At 58.0% G+C, this 19,377-nt stretch carries 12 protein-coding genes; 5 read left to right on the top strand and 7 right to left on the bottom strand.

Annotation, left to right across the window (positions count from 1 at the left end; translation table 11 throughout):
* Positions 1 to 111: 111 nt before the first annotated feature.
* From ACMDB8_RS13830 to ACMDB8_RS13820, 3 genes are all read right to left on the bottom strand, one after another.
* Entirely contained in the window at positions 112 to 390 is a 279-nt protein-coding gene (locus tag ACMDB8_RS13830; protein WP_056724994.1) for a DUF2790 domain-containing protein, read from the bottom strand.
* A gap of 257 nt (positions 391 to 647) precedes the next feature.
* Positions 648 to 1,781 carry an ATP-binding response regulator gene (locus ACMDB8_RS13825; RefSeq protein ID WP_056724992.1) on the bottom strand — a complete coding sequence of 378 codons (1,134 nt, stop codon included), beginning with the start codon at positions 1,779 to 1,781 and terminating at the stop codon, positions 648 to 650.
* Positions 1,782 to 1,830: 49 nt separating this feature from the next.
* A complete protein-coding gene (locus tag ACMDB8_RS13820) occupies positions 1,831 to 6,699 on the bottom strand; it encodes a HAMP domain-containing protein (protein ID WP_056724990.1) in 4,869 nt (1,622 codons plus the stop codon).
* Positions 6,700 to 6,997: 298 nt separating this feature from the next.
* On the opposite strand from ACMDB8_RS13820, the gene ACMDB8_RS13815 reads away from it, so the two are divergent.
* A complete protein-coding gene (locus ACMDB8_RS13815; RefSeq protein WP_223541165.1) occupies positions 6,998 to 7,639 on the top strand; it encodes a response regulator in 642 nt (213 codons plus the stop codon).
* 336 nt (positions 7,640 to 7,975) lie between these two features.
* The gene (locus ACMDB8_RS13810) at positions 7,976 to 8,275 is read left to right on the top strand and encodes a hypothetical protein (protein WP_056724986.1); all 300 of its coding nucleotides are present in this window, start codon (positions 7,976 to 7,978) and stop codon (positions 8,273 to 8,275) included.
* A gap of 295 nt (positions 8,276 to 8,570) precedes the next feature.
* Here the strand turns inward: ACMDB8_RS13810 and ACMDB8_RS13805 are convergent, their stop codons facing one another.
* The 4 genes from ACMDB8_RS13805 to ACMDB8_RS13790 form a co-directional block, all read right to left on the bottom strand.
* Complete coding sequence (locus tag ACMDB8_RS13805; RefSeq protein ID WP_223541167.1) at positions 8,571 to 9,224, bottom strand: hypothetical protein; 654 nt, start codon at positions 9,222 to 9,224, stop codon at positions 8,571 to 8,573.
* Positions 9,225 to 9,501: 277 nt separating this feature from the next.
* Complete coding sequence (locus tag ACMDB8_RS13800) at positions 9,502 to 9,780, bottom strand: DUF2790 domain-containing protein (protein ID WP_056724982.1); 279 nt, start codon at positions 9,778 to 9,780, stop codon at positions 9,502 to 9,504.
* A 379-nt stretch (positions 9,781 to 10,159) separates the two neighbouring features.
* Positions 10,160 to 13,057: a multicopper oxidase domain-containing protein gene (locus tag ACMDB8_RS13795; protein WP_409079225.1), complete on the bottom strand. Its 2,898-nt coding sequence runs from the start codon at positions 13,055 to 13,057 to the stop codon at positions 10,160 to 10,162.
* Positions 13,058 to 13,360: 303 nt separating this feature from the next.
* Complete coding sequence (locus tag ACMDB8_RS13790; RefSeq protein WP_056724978.1) at positions 13,361 to 14,284, bottom strand: LysR family transcriptional regulator; 924 nt, start codon at positions 14,282 to 14,284, stop codon at positions 13,361 to 13,363.
* A 136-nt stretch (positions 14,285 to 14,420) separates the two neighbouring features.
* Between ACMDB8_RS13790 and ACMDB8_RS13785 the strand changes: the two genes are divergently transcribed.
* The 3 genes from ACMDB8_RS13785 to ACMDB8_RS13775 all read left to right on the top strand — a co-directional run bounded on the left by ACMDB8_RS13785 (position 14,421) and on the right by ACMDB8_RS13775 (position 19,297).
* Complete coding sequence (locus ACMDB8_RS13785; RefSeq protein ID WP_056724976.1) at positions 14,421 to 15,476, top strand: tartrate dehydrogenase; 1,056 nt, start codon at positions 14,421 to 14,423, stop codon at positions 15,474 to 15,476.
* Between the two features lie 106 nt (positions 15,477 to 15,582).
* Positions 15,583 to 16,938 (top strand): dicarboxylate/amino acid:cation symporter, encoded by a 1,356-nt coding sequence (locus ACMDB8_RS13780; RefSeq protein WP_056724974.1) that lies wholly within the window; start codon positions 15,583 to 15,585, stop codon positions 16,936 to 16,938.
* Between the two features lie 232 nt (positions 16,939 to 17,170).
* On the top strand, positions 17,171 to 19,297 hold the full coding sequence (locus ACMDB8_RS13775) for a TonB-dependent siderophore receptor (RefSeq protein ID WP_409079226.1): 2,127 nt from the start codon (positions 17,171 to 17,173) through the stop codon (positions 19,295 to 19,297).
* Positions 19,298 to 19,377: the final 80 nt, after the last annotated feature.

Raw genomic sequence — 19,377 nt, 5'->3', positions numbered from 1 at the left:
ATGTCCATTTTCAGGTAACAAAAAACATCATTCGCACTGGGCGCAGTATGAGGTTTAACTTCCGCTTCTGGGGGTGGGCAGTCGAGGCCCGGAACTCTATTGGCGAGTGGATCAGGCAATACTGTCGGGGTTGGCCGGACTTGCGCCCCACTCGAGGAAACGGATCTTGTGAACCTCGCCTTTACTGTCCAGATAGACAACAGTCACCGGTACCACGCCGGTCTTGTCGGATGTATCGGTACGCTGCAGTACTTGTTTCACATCGATGTCCATTCCGTAGTGGTAATCGACGGCCGAGACATGCGCGCCGGGTTCTTGCAGGCCGTTCTGGTCGAAGACGCTTGGTGCGAGACTGGAAATCACGGCACTTACTACTGTGGCCATGCTCATTAGGCTGTACCTCTGCTGAAGTTCGCTTGACGGGGACCTAATGTGACATGTCTTGAAACTGAAGTTCACTTCACCGCGACGAACGCGCCCGCCTGAAAAGCCTGTAGTGGCTGCAAACTCCCGGGAATTCCCCGCGCTTGACGCCTCTTGACCATTCGTCCTTTAAACCCCGTATTTGTTGGGTAAAGTCCGTTTTTTAAGGAGGTCATGACATGTCATGACGGATTTTCACGCAAGGTGAATCAGGGCCATCCGGGTCAGTCGAGTGGCAGCGATATCGTTAATCTCGTTCCTTTGTCCGGCGCGCTGTCGATCGTCAATTCTCCGCCCAGCATGCTGATGCGCTCCTTCATTCCCACCAGCCCGAACGAGTTCAATTTTTTGCGATCCGTCATGCCTACGCCATTGTCTTTGATCCGCAGATAAAGCCAACGACCCTCCCTGGAAAGTTCGATATGCACCTTTGTCGCTTGCGCGTGTCGGGCAATATTCGACAGCGATTCCTGCACGATACGGAACAGAGTCGTGGCGGATTTTTCATTCAGATCGCAACGGAAGTTTTCGTCTTTTGCCGACATCTTGCAATCGATCGCACTGCGCTGCCGGAACTCTTCAAGTTGCCACTCGATTGCTGCCTGCAATCCCAGATCGAGTACGGGGGGCCGAAGATCATTAATGATACTGCGGACACTGCGGATGGCTGTATCGAGGTGATTCAGGGCATCACTGGCCTTTTCGTTGAGCTTGGGGTGCATGGTACTGGTGCGCGCCTGCAACATGGAGACATCGATTCGCAAAGCCAGCAGACTCTGTCCCAGTTCGTCATGGATGTCGCGTGCGATCCGCTTTCGCTCTTCTTCCTTGATGTGCTCCTGATAGGAGGCCAGTTCGCGCAGCAACAGCTTCGATTGCAGCAACTCTTCGGCCTGCATCGTCAGCTTGCGCTGCAAGTAGAACAGGTCGACAAACACCCGGATCTTGGCGCGAAGAACCTCGGCCACAATCGGCGAGAAGATGTAATCCACTGCGCCGGACGTATAACCGCGGAAACGCTCGGAATCCGTGTCGGCCTCAGCTGTGACGAAGATAATGGGCGTGTGGGCCGACTTCGGGCGGCCGTGGATGAGTGCCGCGGTCTCAAAACCGTCCATCACTGGCATTTTCACGTCGAGCAGAATGACGGCGAAGTCGCGTTGCAATAGCAGGCGCAGGGCCTCGCGTCCGGAGGTCGCCGTGGCAATATCGAGGCCCATGTCCGCAATCACCGCGGCGAGCGCCGTAAGCTTGGCGGGATTGTCATCCACCAGCAACACAGATGCTGGCACGCCATCAGGCGGGAGCGGGTGCCGCGCCTGGGCTCTCTCATTGAATACCGGAGGTTCCTGTTGCATATCTATGCCACTTCGGTTTGCGCTAGCGCGCAATGAGCGCGGTACACAGTCATCGATAGAGCCATTTGCGCATCAGTGACAGCAACTGGTCGGTATCCACCGGCTTGCTGACATAGTCCGAGGCTCCTGCCTCGATGCACTTTTCGCGGTCACCCATCATCGCCTTGGCCGTCAGCGCAATCATGGGCAGGGTTTCAAATCTCTTGAATGTGCGGATCTGGCGCATGGTTTCATAGCCATCCATCTCGGGCATCATGATGTCCATCAGCACAATGTCGGTATCGGGCTGCTGCTGCAGCAGTTCTATGGCGGTTCGGCCGTTTTCGGCCGTGGCCACCAGCATTTTGTTGCACTCAAGCACGCTGGTCAGGGCAAAGATATTGCGCACGTCATCGTCGACCACCAGGGCCTTTTTACCCTCGAGGCTGTCCGAACCCTCATAGAGTTTTTCCAGCAACCTGCGCTGGGTCTGCGTCAGCCTGGCTACGACGCGGTGCAGAAACAGCGCGGTTTCGTCGAGTATGCGCTCGGGGGACTCAACGGCCTTGATGACGCCCTTGCCGAGCAGGGTCCTGAAACGCTCGCGTTCCGGCTTGGTCAGTGTCTCCGCACCATAGACGACGATCGGCAATTCACGCATGGCGCGGTCTTCCTGCAACGCCTCGAGCAACCTGATGCCGGATGCGTCGGGCAGTTTGAGATTGATTGCCATGCAGTCGTAGCGTTTCTTTGCCAGTTTCTTCAAGGCTTGCGTGTCGCTGGCGGTCGCTTCGATCTTCACGTCGGTGTTGCCGAGTAGATCGAGGATATGGGCACGGCTCCCTTCGTTGTCGTCAATGAGTAGAAGGTTCCTGGTCTTGCGCCGAGCGAATGCCACGATGCCGACCAGCGCATTTTGAATCTCGTCGGCTGTGACCGGCTTGAGCAGATAGTCGAAAGCGCCGTAGCGCAGCCCGCGTGTGTGGTCGTCAGTGGTGGAGATGATCTGGACCGGGATGTGACGTGTAGCGAAATTGCGCTTCAACTGCTCGAGCAGCGACCAGCCATCGATGTCCGTCAGGCCCGGGTCCAGCGTGATCGCAGCGGGTTGGAAGCGCTCGACAAGCTCCAGTGCATCTGCGCCACGGGTCGTGACGATAGCCCTGAACCCCTCCTGGTGCGCGGCCTCGAGCAGAATGCTGCCGAATCGGGCGTCGCCCTCGAGCATCAACAGCACTTGGTCCCCGGGTTGGACAGACTCGCGGTCGTCCGGTATCTGTGCAGACGGGCTTGACATGGGGTCGCGCTTGACTTGGCCAGGTACTGTCTCTGTCTCAGTCGCTGACTCGTCTAGCGTCTGACGCTGGGCATTCTCTGTACGTAAGGGTACGTACAGCGCGAAAGTACTACCCGGGCCGATCTCACCGGGGATCAACCGCAGCTCTCCACCCAGCCGGTGTGCGAGCTCACGGCTGATCGACAGGCCGAGGCCGGTGCCGCCGTATTTACGTGAGGTTCCGGTATCTGCTTGCTGGAACGCTTCGAAGATGAGCTTCTGCTTGCCGGCAGATACGCCAATGCCGGTGTCGGTGACCACGAATGCGACTACTGTATCGGCACGATTGAGCTCGCTGTTATCCACGCTCCACCCGGACACAGCGGGTTCGATGCTGATCTTGACGCTGCCTTGCTCAGTGAACTTGAAGGCATTGGACAGCAGGTTCTTGACCACCTGTAGCAGGCGCTTTTCGTCGGTCCAGATGACGGGGGGCAGGGCAGGCGCCAGTTCAATCGTGAAGGTGAGGCCCCGGCTTTCGGCGACCGGCCGGAAGGTGCGTTCGATCTGGTCGTGCAAATCGGCGAACAGCGCTTCATTCAGATCCAGTGTGACCGTACCTGACTCGATCTTGGACAGATAGAGAATCTCGTCGATCAGTTCCAGCAGGTCTTTGCCCGCGCTACGGATGGTCTTGGCATATTCGACCTGCCTTGGTGTGAGATTGTGTTCCGCGTTGTCGCTGAGCTGCCGGGCCAGGATCAGCAGGCTGTTCAATGGCGTTCTGAGCTCATGGGACATGCTGGAGAGGAATTCGGACTTGTACTTCGAGGTCAGCATCAGCTGCTCCGCCTTCTCCTCCAGCGACAGCTTGGTGATTTCGACTTCGCGGTTCTTGCGCTCGACTTCGGCTTTCTGTTCCGCCAGCAGTCCAGCCTTGTCCCCCAGTTCCTCGTTGGTCTGTCTCAATTCCTCTTGTTGCTTTTGCAACTCCTGCGCCAGCGATTGCGACTGCTTGAGCAGTTCTTCGGTACGCATATTGGCTTCGATCGTGTTGAGTACGATACCAATCGATTCAGCAAGCTGATCAAGGAAGGTTTGATGAATGATGCTGTAGCGCGTGAACGAAGCCATTTCGACGACGGCCTTGACCTTGTTCTCGAACAGGATCGGCAACACGATGATATTCAGCGGGGCGGCCGCACCAAGTCCCGATGAAATCGCGACGTAATTGGCGGGTACATCGGTCAGCAGGATGCGTCGCTTCTCGTAGGCGCATTGCCCGACCAAGCCCTCGCCGAGCCGCCACTCATCGTTCACATTGATGTTTCCCTTGTACGCATAAGCGGACAGCAGCTTGAGTTTCGCGGGATCGGGCGGGCTCTCGTTCATCATGTAGAACACACCGTGCTGGGCGTTGATCAGCGGAGCCAGTTCAGACAGCACCATCTTGGAGACTGCCGCCAGATCGCGCTGGCCCTGCAGCAGACGGTTGAATTTCGCGAGATTGCTCTTGAGCCAGTCCTGCTCCGCGTTTTGCCGCGTGGTTTCCCGCAGGTTGCGGATCATCTCGTTGACGTTGTCCTTCAATTCCGCCACTTCACCCTTTGCTTCCACTTCCACGTAACGAGTCAGATCGCCCTTGGTCACGGCCGTCGCCACGTCGGCAATTGCGCGCACCTGATTGGTCAGGTTGGCCGCCAGGCCGTTCACGTTGTCGGTCAGGTCGCGCCAGGTGCCGGCAGCACCCGGCACGTTCGCCTGGCCCCCCAGCTTGCCCTCGACGCCCACTTCACGCGCCACCGAGGTTACCTGGTCGGAGAACAGCGCCAGCGTATCGGTCATACCGTTGATGGTGTCGGCCAGTTCGGCGATCTCGCCCTTGGCTTCCAGTGTCAGTTTTTTCTTCATGTCGCCGTTGGCTACTGCGGTCACCACTTTCGCGATGCCTCGCACCTGGCTGGTCAGGTTGGCCGCCATGAAGTTCACGTTTTCGGTCAAGTCCCTCCAGGTACCGGACACGCCTTGCACCTGTGCCTGTCCCCCGAGCTTTCCTTCAGTGCCGACTTCGCGCGCCACCCGCGTCACTTCGGCGGCAAAGCTGTTGAGCTGGTCCACCATGGTGTTGATGGTGTTCTTCAGCTCCATGATTTCGCCCTTGGCCTCCACGGTAATCTTGCGCCCCAGGTCGCCTTTGGCCACCGCCGTCGTCACGTCGGCGATGTTGCGCACCTGATTGGTCAGGTTGGCCGCCATGCTGTTGACCGAGTCGGTCAAGTCTTTCCAGGTTCCACCGACGCCCGTCACCCTGGCCTGGCCCCCGAGCTTGCCGTCAGTCCCCACTTCGCGAGCCATGCGCGTCACTTCGTCGGCAAAGGTCGAGAGCTGGTCCACCATTGTGTTGATGGTTTCCTTGAGTTGGAGAATTTCACCTTTGGCTTCGGCTGTGATCTTGCGCGACAGGTCGCCGTTGGCCACCGCCGTCGTCACGTCGGCAATGTTGCGCACCTGGGTGGTCAGGTTGGCCGCCATGCCGTTGACCGAATTGGTCAGGTCCTTCCAGGTACCGGAGACGCCAGTCACTTCGGCCTGTCCGCCCAGTTTGCCTTCGGTACCGACTTCCAGCGCGACGCGTGTCACCTCAGAGGCGAAGCTGGAGAGCTGGTCGACCATCGTGTTGATAGTGTTTTTCAGTTCGAGAATCTCGCCCTTGGCTTCAACGGTAATTTTCTTGCCGAGGTCGCCGCGCGCCACCGCCGTCGTCACCTGTGCGAGGTTGCGCACCTGGGTGGTCAGGTTGGCCGCCATGCCGTTGACCGACTCGGTCAGGTCGCGCCAGGTGCCTGATACGCCGCGCACTTCCGCCTGGCCGCCCAACTTGCCTTCGGTACCGACTTCCAGTGCCACGCGGGTCACCTCCGCAGCGAAACTCGAGAGCTGGCCGACCATCGTGTTGATGGTGTTTTTCAGCTCGAGAATCTCACCCCTGACTTCGACGGTAATCGTCTTGCCCAGATCGCCTTTGGCCACCGCGGTCGTCACGTAAGCGATGTTGCGCATCTGGGTGGTCAGATTGGCGGCCATGTCGTTGACGGAGTCGGTCAGGTCTTTCCATGTGCCGGACACCCCTTTGACATTGGCCTGACCACCGAGTATCCCCTCAGTGCCGACTTCGCGCGCCACGCGGGTGACCTCGGAAGCGAAGGAGCCCAGTCGAGTCACCATGGTGTTCACGATCCGGGCGGATTTGAGGAACTGGCCCCGCAGTTTCAGGTCGTCGAGTACCGGTGGTACCTGCTGGCTCAGATTACCCTCGGCAACCGAGCCGATAACGCGGATCATCTCGTTCATCGGACTGATGAGGTCGCTGGTGAGTGCATTGCTCGAGTTGACGATCTTTTGCCATGAGCCTTTCATCATCGGCAGTTCGATGCGCTCATCGACCTTGCCCTGCTTGCCTATCAGTCGCGCCACGCGTTCGAATTCCGTGGCGGTGTCGGCCGCCATGTCGATGATCTCGTTGAGCGTGTCGGCGATCTTGCCCGGCATGCCGGTCCAGTCTTCCGGCATACGCGTGGTGAAGTCACCATTGCGCAACGCCTTCAGCGCTGCCAGCAACGTCTTCATGTCGAAAGCTTCGATCGGTGTCGTCACTGTGGCCATGTCTATGTCCAGTCAAGATGGATGCCAAGCGCAAGGCGTCGTGCAGGAGCCGGCATTGCAGTATTGACCATGCTGAAAGCTGAGCGTTGGCTTACGAAATATTAGCAAGGTTGGCGCAATACCCCGGATCCTGGGGGAAATTGGCCGGGAACAGGCCGTTCCAAGTGACTGCAACCGCGGTCCGGGGATGTGAGCACTAACGCCTGAGGCAAAAGTGCAAGTGTGCTCTGTGCCTGCTAACGTCAAGCTCTGCAGCAGATTCCATGGCTTGCAGGCCACTGCCGAATGGAAAATACAGATGAGTGACCACAAAATCAGAGTCTTGCTGGTAGATGATCACAGCATCGTGCGTAGCGGCGTGCGACGCATGCTGGAGACTGCCGGCGAGATTGACGTTACGGGCGAAGCAGAGACGGCACAAGGCGCAATGCTCCTGGTCCGGGAGCAGGATTTCGACGTGGCGCTGGTAGACATTCAGCTTCCCGACAAGACCGGCCTTCAACTGCTCAAGCTCATGCGTGCAGAGAAGCCCAAGCTCGCCGTTCTGATGTTGAGCATGCATTCGGTCGAGGCCTATGCATTACGCGCGATCAAGCACGGCGCAGCGGGATACCTCACCAAGGATATTTCCGCAGCCACCCTGGTTACGGCAGTTCGCAAGGTGGCCTCAGGCGGCAAGCACGTCAGTCCTGAGCTGGCAGAAAAACTGGTCAACGCTATCGGCAGAGGCGACGGGGCACCCCACGAAGCACTATCCGACCGGGAGCTTGAAGTACTGAAGCTCCTCGCTTCAGGCGAGAGGATTGTCCGCATCGCTCAGATACTGCACTTGAGCCCAAGTACCGTCACGACGTACCGGGCACGGATCCTGGAAAAGACAGGGATGGACAGCAACGCGAAACTGGCCCGCTATGCGCTCGAAAACGGCCTGTTGACTTAGTACACCCTGCCATCCGACGCCGCCGGGCCGCTCAATCCTTCTCGGCTTCCTCAGCACTCCGCGGCACATGCCCGGCATCGCCGAAACGTCGCCTGGTCCTGCCTGCCTGTAGTGGAATCACTACAAAGAAGTCCTGCTAACGTCGATAGCGGGGACCGTACCAATCAAGCATATTTACCTCTCGGCAAATTTTCGTCCGTTCAATGGAGTTGTCTTTGTCAGCGTCTTGTACAGCCATTTTCACAAGTCAGAAAAGACTCCGGAATCGATATCCGCAAGTTGAGCGAGGAGTGCACGCTGCATTCGTGTTGAACCAATGTTCTAACTGGAGACGTCATGATGATAGGTTATTGGTTATGTGCGTTGCTGTGGGGTGTGGTGCTGCTGGAGGAGATCCAACTCATGCCCCCTCAGGAGTGGAAAGACGAGGGGCTGAAAAAGGTTCTGTTATTGCGCCGGACCAGAACCCGGACCGGCTACTTTATTGCGTTGATCGCGGGCGCGGTGTGCCTTTATAGCGAAATCCTGGTAGCGCCGGTCGAGCAGAGCATTTTCAATCCGGAGTTGATACTTGCTCTTTGCGGTGTTCTTTGGGGTGCTTATCTTTCCATAGTTTGTATGAAGGGCAAGCGATAGACGCCTATCTCAACTCATCCGAGGTTAGCGGACGAGTTCCAGGCGCGCGGCATTATTGATCGGGATGAGCGAAAGGGTCTGAGGCGACGGAGCATAATGCCCGTGCTGTCGAGGCGGTTTCAACACACTGGATTGGGTGTAGGCGGGATCTTGGTTAAACCGGCGCTGGCAGCACCTTGGGTGCTGCCAGCGAGGCTTGAGGCTGCACACTTCTGTCAGCCGAGGTTTTGTGAACTGCTAAGCAGCGGAATTTGAATTTATTGGCTAAAGCTGAACTTCCGTGTTCAACCTGGCTTCACCATCCAGCCAGGGCGGCGTTTCCTATTGTCCTGGTGCCTTGCTCCATACGCGCTTCGGTGTCTTTGCTTTTTGCCCAGGCAGTGAGCAGTACCATCGCCCCGAATCCACCGACGATGAGAACCGGATAGGCTGCCAGCAACTCCACCAGCGAGTACTTCCAGGCCAGCGGACGACCAACACCCAGCATGGCGGCATAGAACCACGACACGCCAGAGAGGGCGCCGGAGAACAGCGCCAGCATGCGCAGGCTGAAGGAAAGCTTGAGTAACGAACCGGCTTTTTTCAGCGCCGGCAATACAGCGCTATGCAACAGGAAGCCGTTAAAGGTCAACAGCACAACGATGCCGATCTTGGCTTGCAATTTTGGATTGAGAAAATACTCCATCCCCTTGCCGGCATAATCGATCCCTACAATGCCAATACCCGTAATCCAAAGCGCTACAAGTGCAAGCACTACGGTTTTTTGAAGGCTTTCCATGTGCGCGTCATCGTGGTGACCTGACGCATCCCCCTTCAGGAGTTGCTTGACCATTGCAATGTCACTGGTCAAGACCAGCCCGATTGCCACGCAGCAGGCGATAAGATGAAAATATACAACGCCCAAACGCACATATTCCACGGTGGACGAAGAGAACATACTAAGTTCCATGGTGACCTCTTGGCTTCAATAGTGAATCAACTTGGCTCTCGGCACGGATTGATTGGGTTTACCGTTGCTGACTGCCATTTAGATCCAGCAATTGTTATCAATTAATCTTGTGACATTACGCCAGCAAGATAATAGTGAGTTTCGCGAATGAACTTTTAGTCATTCGAATATGTCCATTTTCAGGTAACAATAAACATCATCCGCACTGAGTGCATATGAGATTTAACTTCCGCTTCTGGGGAGGGCGGCGAAGCCCGGAACCCGATCGACTGATTGATCAGGCAATGCTGGCGGGGTCGGCGGGGCTTCCACCCCATTCGAGGAAACGGATCTTGTGAACCTCGCCCTGGCTGTCCAGGTAGACAACAGTCACCGGCACCACGCCGGTCTTGTCGGATGTATCGGTACGCTGCAGTACCTGTTTCACATCGATGTCCATTCCGTAGTGGTAATCGACGGCCGAGACATGCGCGCCGGGTTCTTGCAGGCTGTTCTGGTCGAAGACACTGGGTGCGAGACTGGAAATCACCGCACTGACAATTGTGGCCATGCTCATAAGGCTGTACCTCTACTGACGTTTGCTTGACAAGGACCTAATGTGACACGTCGAGAAAGTGAAGTTCACTTCACCGCGACGAACGCGCCCGCCTGAAAAGCCTGTAGTGGCTGCAAACTCCCGGGAATTCCCCGCGCTTGACGCCTCTTGACCATTCGTCCTTTAAACCCCGTATTTGTTGGGTAAAGTCCGTTTTTTAAGGAGGTCATGACATGTCATGACGGATTTTCACACAAAGTGAATCAGTGCTTTCAATCTGTCGGCTGTCAGGGGAAAAATGTCGGGTATTGGTCGTCGCGAAGGGTTGCAAACGACCCAAAACCGCCCGTGACGACAGGCGGCTTTGGGATTGAAATGATCAGCCGTTTGATGGACGAGGCTAGCCTTTGCCTCCGCTGACACCGCTGCCGCTGCTACCACTGCGGCTGCTACCACTGCCGCTGCTATCTTCCCGGTTATTGTCGTCCTCGACCTGTGGCCCGACGCCATCTCCGGTACGGAATGTCGGTAACGCAACCGAGTTCACGAACTTCACGCCGTCCCAGCTGGGCAATGGCGTGGGCATCAATTGGATCTGGCCCGGGTGCTCGGAGTCCCAGCGCAACAGCATCGCCGTGTCCTCATGTTGTGTATTGTGGCAGTGCTCCATGTAGGTACCGGCAAACTCACGGATGCGTAAGGCCATTTCGACATTGTCGAGGCTTTCGGGATGGGAGCCTACATTGTAGATATCCTTGCGCGCCCCTTTTTCCCATTCCGGTGGTGTCTTGCCACCTCGACTGAGAATGATCCCTTCCTCGAAGTGCACATGCACCGGGTGACTCCAGCCATTGCCGCCGTTCTGGATCTTCCAGACTTCCAGCGTGCCTTCACCCTTGAACCCTGCCGATGTCGGGCCGGTGGCCAGTTGTGGTGCGGCTGAAATCCGCCGCGGGTCCATGCCGAAACCTTCGCCGCCATCGGTCTTGATCGTCCAGGGCTTGAAATCCGTGCCATCGGAGCGGCCAAAGATAAAGGTGCGGTGCCGCGCCTGGGCAAGCCGCGCGATATCGGCAGGGTCATCACGGTGCAATGGCAGGGGGATCATTAACTTGCCCTCGGGCTTGCCAGGTTTGGCGGGCTCGAAGTCGACCGGGTTCATGCTGACATCCTGGCCGGTGTAGGGCTTGACGTTGATTTGCATGAATATGCCCACACCAGGGTCACCGTTGACCCACTGTGGTCCTTTGCTGGTCTGCCTGACAACGGGCAGGTATTTCCCGGAGAGTACATCCGCCAACGGAATATCAGCGTTGGGACGCTTGCCGTTTTCATGCTCCTCGATGTTGACGAAGAAAATCCTGTCGCCCGGCTTTATGCCGTTTTTTGCGAAGTCGACGACGATGTCATAGCGTTCGGAAATGCCCTGTATCGGTAGGATCGCATTGTGGTCCTGTGTGTCGCCGTCGCCGTCGAGGTCCAGGCTGCCATCGAACGGCACCGCGTGCTCCATGATATTGCCGTCGTTGGCAATCATGTGGAACGGCACGCGGGTATAAGACAGGCCTGAACCGGTCCGACCAGGAAACTCGCCACCATTACCATTGACCTGACGCACCACCGCCAGCTTGAAGTAGCGAGAAACCGATCCGTTGAGTATGCGGAAACGGTAGCGGCGGGCACGTACGTCCAGGAAGGGCTTGTACTCCCAGTTGGTCAACACCTGGTCACCGAGAAAACCGTCGGTGTTGAAGGGGTTGAACCACAACTGGCCGGCCTTGTCCCAGGCCTTGTCGGCGATCGTCAGGTTGACGTCATAGTCGCGGTTACCCCAACCCAGCGCGGAACCGCTGGGCAAGCGCAGGTTGACCCCGTCGTCGACCGCCTCGTTGCCACGGTCCACGGCACTGTAATAGTTCATCATCGTGGCATTGCCCTTGTAGACATTCTGCGCGGTGAAATCGAGCATGTGGTCGTGGAACCAGTGGCTGCTCATGGTTTCGCGCCAGTCGCCACGGATCTTGATGGTGCCGTTGTTGCAAGTCTTGAAGCCGGGCTTGGCGTCGTTGACGAAAAGGATTTCACCGGGGTCGCAGGGGAATGCCGCACGCGGATCCTGAGCGCTGGTATTGATGCTGTCGTAACCGGCCAACTGGATCGGCCAGCGATAGTCGTAGAACTGGCCCGGGAAGAAGAACGCGTTGGCAAAACCGTCGCTTTCGGCGGGCGAGTGGCCGTTATGTTCATGGGTGGTGATGGTGTGCAGGCCAAAACCACGGTTGGCTGACGGGTCAATGGGCAAGGCATCGTAATGACGCATCAGCATCGCCTGGCCGTAGCGCACCTGGAGCAGCTTGGGCGGAAAGGTGCCGTCGAATGTCCACAGCGCATTGTGGTCCTGGACAGGGAGGTTGGGGTGAAACTGCACTTGAATGCCCTTGGTTGTGCCCTCGTTGACCGGGCTGCCGTTGGTGTTGTGATAGAGCCCGCCAGGGGCAAATTCCCCCACGGCGTAGTTATGCCGTTGCATGCGATCACGCAAGCCGCTGTTGACGTGTGCGCCGGCCTGTACAGTCTTGAAGGCTTCGCGCGGGAAAAACTCATTGAAACGCTGGTGCGACCAGCCTTTTCCCGGTGGCCGGCCTTCTGCGGGCGAATCGACCCGGCGATTGAGGAAATCCTCGATCTGGGCCTTCCAGGGGTTGCGGTCCAGCACATTGGAGAACTCGGTCGGGAAGGGCGTCAAGGCGGGCTGCCTGAGAAAGGTATCCAGCGCAGCCGGCGACGGACCGCTACGCGCCACCTTCAATGGATCTTGCGCTGGTGCGGGTCCCAGCGTTGGAACCGGAAACGGAACGGGTGATGGCGGGTCGGCCGCATTCAGTTTGTTCGAGCCGAATTCCTCGAACAGTTCAAGCTTCTGCGTGAACGGTTGAGCTCCGAACACCGGGCTGGCGTTACCGTTGGTGGGGATATTGAAGCTGGGTTGCAGATCGGGTGGCAGCACATTGTCGACCAAGGGGGTCTTGCGGTTACCGACCACTCCATTGGGCAAGTCGAAGGCGCCGACGTTTGCCGCAGGCAGCTTGAGCAAGTCCCTCAAGGCGGCTTCGGGGTCGGCGGGCTGATTGGTGAACGCCGATGGGTCGGTAGGAGGCGGTGGGTCGGTGTTGTCGAGGGGGGCTGCCCGGGTCTGGGACAGGCCCAGCCCAAACACAAGCATGGCAGCAGAGATACTCAACGCCAGTCTGGTTTTGGACAATGAACCAGGTATCAACCTTCCGGCATCCAGTTTCATCGCAAACACCTCTGACGGGTTCCTCGGAGCGTGGCAATGCATGGCATCGAGCCACTGCTTCCAGCCCCGGTTGGTTAAACTTTTGATTCCGGGCCGGGATGGAAACGATGCATATTTCCCGCCAAAAGTGACAGGGAGTGACTGGTGGCTCTACGCCGCAGCCCCCCTTGTCTGCTGGCTTCAAGTTGACGTATCAGAAGCCCGGATGGACACCCCTATACGGGGAATATCCCCCAATACAGGGGGCGATTGTGCGGGCGTGCGGGCCAGCAGTTAGCCGAAGCGGTTACCGGCCCAAACTGTTCAGTCGTGCAGGCCTGCCGTTTCATCCAGGTGGTCAATGTGTCTGAAACGCTCGACCAGGAAATCGATCAGGCTGCGCACGCGGGCTGACAGGTGCAACTGTTGCGGGTACACCGCATAAACGTCGGCGCGGGTCGGGGTCTGGTCTTCCAGCACTAATCGCAAGCGGCCGCTGCGCACGTATCGTGCAATGTCCCATTCGGCCCGCAACAGAATGCCGTAGCCTTCAAGCGCCCAATTCAGGGCCACTTCGCCGTCGTTGCAGCCGAGTGCGCCACGGACCTTGATGTTTTGCGTGCGCCCCCCGTTGGTGAAACTCCACACCCCGTAGGGCGTTTCGTTTTGCCTGAGAAAGATGCAGTTGTGTTGCTGCAGGTCCGACAGGCGTTGCGGCACGCCGTGCTTTTCCAGGTACAGCGGCGAAGCGCATAGGAGACGCCGGTTGGACGCGATCTTGCGCGCATGGAAGGCGGCGTCCGGCAGGGTACCGAAGCGGATGCCCAGGTCAAACCCATGGGTCGTCAGGTCCAGGGGGTGATCGCTGATTTCCAGCTGCACCTCCACCTCCGGGTACTGGGCGAAGAATGCACCCAGGGCAGGGCCGATGTATCGGCGACCGAAACCCAGCGACGCGTTGACCCGAATCAGGCCTTTGGGGGTGGCCCGACTGCTGTGGATCAACTGCTCGACCTCATCGATCTGCGTCAGGATACGAGCGGCGTGGGAAAACAGCAGTTCACCTTCCGAGGTCAGGCTCATGGAGCGCGTGGTGCGATTGACCAGGCGGATGCCCAGTCGAGCCTCCAGCGCGGTGAGACGCTTGCTGACCGCCGGTGGCGTGATACCCAGTTCCCGTGCGGTCGCGGCGAGACTGCCTTTATTGGCCAAAAGGTAGAAAAACGACAAATCCAGGGTCTGGCTCATTCGTAACTCAAAGTTATTTATGTAGTGATTATGAGTAACTCACAGCTATTTGTTCACTACATATACTCCGCTCACACCCTGATTGAACAGCCCGTTCGACAGGCACAACAAGAAACCTACGAGAGTGGAGTTGACCATGAGCGCATACAAGATTGCAGCGGTTCCAGGTGATGGCATTGGTGTCGAAGTGATTGCCGCTGGCGTCGAGGTGCTGCAAGCCCTGTCGAAAAACTCCGGCTTCCAGCTGGATTTCAAACACTTCGACTGGAACTCGGATAACTACCTGAAAAACGGCTACTACATTCCCGAAGGTGGCCTGGAAGAACTGAAAACCTTCAATGCCATCTTCTTCGGTGCAGTGGGCGCGCTCAATGTGCCGGATCACATTTCACTCTGGGGTTTGCGCCTGCCGATTTGCCAGGGCTTCGACCAATACGCCAACGTGCGTCCTGCCCGGGTACTGCCGGGGGTGAAAAGCCCGCTGCACAACGGCGATCAAATTGACTGGGTGGTGGTGCGGGAAAACTCCGAAGGTGAGTACTCCGGCAACGGTGGCCGGGTACACCGTGGCCTGCCGGAAGAGGTTGCCACCGAAGTCTCGGTATTCACCCGTGCCGGCGTCGAGCGCATTCACCGTTTCGCTTTCGAACTGGCGCGCAGTCGTCCGCGCAAGCACCTGACCATGGTCACCAAGTCCAACGCCCAGCGTCATGGCATGGTGTTGTGGGACGAGATTTTCTACGAAGTGGCCAAGGATTTCCCGGACGTCAGGATCGACAAGGAACTGGTCGATGCGGTGACTACGCGCATGGTGCTCAAACCGTCGACGCTCGATGTGATCGTCGCCACCAACCTGCACGCCGACATACTGTCGGACCTGGCGGCGGCACTGTCAGGCAGCCTGGGCATCGCACCGACCGCCAACCTCAACCCGTCCCGCCAATTCCCGTCGATGTTCGAACCGATCCACGGCTCGGCGTTCGACATCACCGGCAAAGGTGTGGCCAACCCGATCGCGACGTTCTGGACGGCGGCAATGATGCTCGAGCATCTCGGTGAACACGCCAGCGCCAAACAGTTGATGTCCGCGATCGAAGCGGTGACCGAAAGTGGTTTGCATACCCCGGATCTTGGCGGCAACGCCACCACCCGCCAGATCACGGATGCAGTCATCGCATTGATCAACCGCTGATTTTTCCAGCGCTTCCGGGCAGTACTGCGGCACAACGCCAAGGGGCGGGTCAGTTGATCTGACTCCCTGGCATTTCCTGACAACAATAAAAAATCAGGGCCCTGTCATGAAAAGAATATTCGGCAAACTCTATGTGCAAGTGCTGATGGCGGTGATCCTCGGTGCCATCGTCGGCGTGTTCGTTCCCGAAACCGGTGCTGCGCTCAAGCCCTTGGGCGATGCCTTCATCAAATTGATCAAGATGCTCCTCGCTCCGGTGATCTTTCTGACCGTGGTCACAGGGATTGCCCGCATGGAAAACATGAAGGAACTGGGGCGTGTGGGCTTTCGCGCCTTGCTCTATTTCGAAGTGGTCTCGACCCTGGCGCTGGTGGTCGGCCTGGTGGTGGTCGATGTGTTCAAGCCTGGTGCCGGCATGAACATCGACGTCGCCACCCTCGACACCTCCAGCCTGGCCACCTACACCACGGCGGTGAAACATGCATCGTTCATGGACTTCGTCATGAACATCATCCCTGACACCATCGTGGATGCCTTCGCCAAGGGCAATGTGCTGCAGATCCTGCTGTTTTCCATTCTGCTGGGCATCGCCCTGGCGCATGTAGGGCCACGGGGCAAGGCATTCGTCGATACGCTCGATAGCCTGATGCAAGGCATGTTCCGCATCGTCAGCATGGTTATGCGCCTGGCACCGATCGGCGCATTTGGTGCCATTGCCTTCACGATCGGCAAGTATGGCTTCGGCTCGCTGTTCTCTCTGGGCAAGTTGATGGCTTGCGTCTATCTCACCTGTGCCGTGTTCGTGATCTTCGTCCTCGGCCCGATCTGCCGCTACAGCGGTTTCAGCCTGTGGAAGTTCTTGAAGTTCATCAAGGAAGAATTGTTCACTGTGCTGGGTACCAGTTCTTCGGAGTCGGTGCTGCCACAGATGATTTCCAAAATGGAGAAGGCCGGGGTGTCCAAACCCGTCGCCGGAATGATCATTCCCTCCGGCCTGACCTTCAACCCGGACGGGCAAGCGATCTACTACACCATCGCCGCGATATTCATTGCCCAGGCGACCAACACGCCGCTGACCCTGACCGATCAACTGATCGTGCTGGCAGTACTGATGTTCACCTCCAAAGGCTCGGCCGGTGTCACTGGTTCCGGGTTCATCATTCTGGCCGCTACCTTGTCTTCCCTGGGCACCATACCGGTGGCGGGCATGGTGTTGCTGCTGGGCGTCGACCGGTTCATGTCGGAAGCGCGGGCAATCACCAATACCATCGGCAATGGTGTGGGCACCATGGCGATTGCCAAATGGGTCGGGGCGCTGGACACCGTCAAGATGCACAAGGCACTCAATGGTGGGATCGAGGAGCAAAAACCTGAGGCGGTGCGGGCGGAGGTGGTTCATGCCCATGCATCGGCAACGAGCAGCCCCTTGCTTCCCGGCCTTGAACAAACTTCACGAGTGTAGGTATCCAGGGGCTGATGTCCCGAATACAAAGGGCCCTTCGGGGCCCTTTATTGTTTTGCCGGCGGCTTCGACAGGGGGAGGCTTGAACCCTCGGTGATTTGAAATGACGCAGGTCGCCTTCAGAAAATACAAATGAGAATACGTATCAAAACATGGCGGTGTGGTATACCATGCGCCACGATTTGTTGGCATGTATGCCGTCCTGTTTGGCTATTTTCACAAGGTTTCCTAGATGCGTCGTACTTTGATGTCTATCTGCGTGCTTCAGGCGTTTTCCGCTTCCTCCTGGGCGGAGCAAGCCACTACCGATAAATCCAGTCTGGAGTTGCAAGCGACAGACATCATTGGCACCGCAGACTTTGAAACCGCCCTGGGGCCGGTTGACGGCTATCGCGCGACGCGCTCGGCCAGCGCCACGCGCACCGATACGTCGATCCACGAAACGCCACAGTCCATCACCGTGGTCACCAGGGATGTCGTCGAGGACATCAGTGCCACCCGCTTGCAGGACGCCCTCGATTACGCTGGCGGGGTGGGGCGGGCCAACAATTTCGGCGGCCAGGGCCTGACCACCTTTACCGTGCGCGGCTTTACCACCGGGGAGTTCTATCGCAACGGATTCCCGATCAACCGTGGTTATCCGAACATGCCCGATGCCAACACCATCGAGCGACTGGAAGTACTGCGAGGGCCGGCGACCATGCTCTATGGCCGAGGCGATCCGGGCGGCACCTTTAACGTGATCTCCAAACAGCCCCTGGCCGTGCCCACTGTGACCCTGGGCAGCCAACTCGATGACCAGGGCATGAAGCGTGGCACGCTGGACGCCTCCGGTCCGTTGGACGAAGAGGGCCGCCTGGCCTATCGCCTGAACGTGGTGGGCGAGGGCGGTGATACCTTTCGCGATCATGTCGAAACCGAACGCTACGGCGTGACCCCGGTGCTGTCCTGGCAGGCCACCGACGACACCAAGGTAATTTTCGAAGGCGACTTCATGCGCAACAATCACCCGCTCGATCGCGGCGTGACGCGCTATCCGAATCAGATTGGCACCGCGTCCCGCGATACTTTTTTCGGCGAAAAAGACGTCGGCAAATTGCACAACGACAACAACATGGCGCAGCTGCGGTTTGAACATTTGTTGAGCGATAACTGGACGTTGGGCGGCGGATTCCAATGGCTCGACGGCACCCTCGAGGGGAATGCGGTCGAAGCCAACGGTGTGGCCGCGGACGGGCGCACCCTGGGCCGTAACTTCAACTACCGCAAGCTGGAGTGGACGGACAAGGACACCCAACTCAACCTCACCGGACATTTCACCGCAGGCGGTTTCGATCACACCCTGCTGACCGGTGTCGAGTACGAGGATTACGACTACAAGTCGATCATCCAGCGCTCCAGCGGCGCGGTGAGTGCCTACCCGATCGATATCTTCAACCCGGTGTATGGCCAACCGCGTCCAGCCCTGACCCGAACCCCGACCAACGACAAGGAAAATCTCAAGACCTACGCGGCATTCGTCCAGGATCAGGTGGCCTTGACCGAACGTTTGAAAGTATTGGCCGGGGCCCGTTTCGAGCGCTTCGAGCATGATTACCAAACCTTCGTGCCCGGCGGCAGAAGCTGGGAGGCCAGCGACAATGCGGTGACCCCGCGCGTTGGCGTGACCTATGACCTCACCGACACCGTGGCGATCTACGCCGATACGGCTCGCTCGTTCAAACCCAATACCGGTGCCAGTCGCCAGGGCGGTGGTTTCGAACCGGAAAAGGGCAAGTCCTATGAACTGGGTATCAAGTGGGAAGCGCTGGACAGTCAATTGAGTGTCGACGCGGCGATCTACCAGATCGAAAAGCGCAACGTTCTCACCACCGATCCGGTGGACTCGACGTTCAGTGTGGCGGCAGGCGAGGTGCGCAGCCGTGGTTTCGACCTGAACATCGCCGGCAACCTGACCCCGCAATGGCGGGTGATTGGCGGCTACGCCTATGTCGATGCCGAAGTGACCAAGGACAACGTCATCAAGTCCGGCACCCGGCTGATGAACATTCCGCAGAACAGCTTCAGCCTGCTCAATGTCTACGAGTTCCAGGATGGCGCGCTCAAGGGGCTGGGGCTTGGCACCGGGCTCAAGTACGTCGATGAGCGTGCAGGGCAGACGGCCAACACGGCGTTTTCGATGGGCAGCTACACCGTGGTCGACCTGCTGAGCTATTACAAAGTGAACGACAGGGTCAGGCTCAACCTGGATGTGAAGAACCTGACGAACGAAGATTATGAGGAGGGCGCATTCGGCAACGTCTACGCCTATCCAGGGGCACCGAGAACGGTGCAGGTCGGTGTTTCCTATACGTTGTAAAGGTGAAGTCAACTTGACCGCGACGAACGCGCCGGCCTGAAAAGTCCGTAGTGGCTACAAACCCCCGGCAATTTCCCGCG

The sequence above is a fragment of the Pseudomonas monachiensis genome (assembly GCF_047345015.1).
GTDB classification, from domain to species: Bacteria; Pseudomonadota; Gammaproteobacteria; order Pseudomonadales; family Pseudomonadaceae; genus Aquipseudomonas; species Aquipseudomonas monachiensis.
The sequence above is the reverse complement of the archived record's forward strand: the minus strand, read 5'-3'. Positions and strand labels throughout refer to the sequence as shown.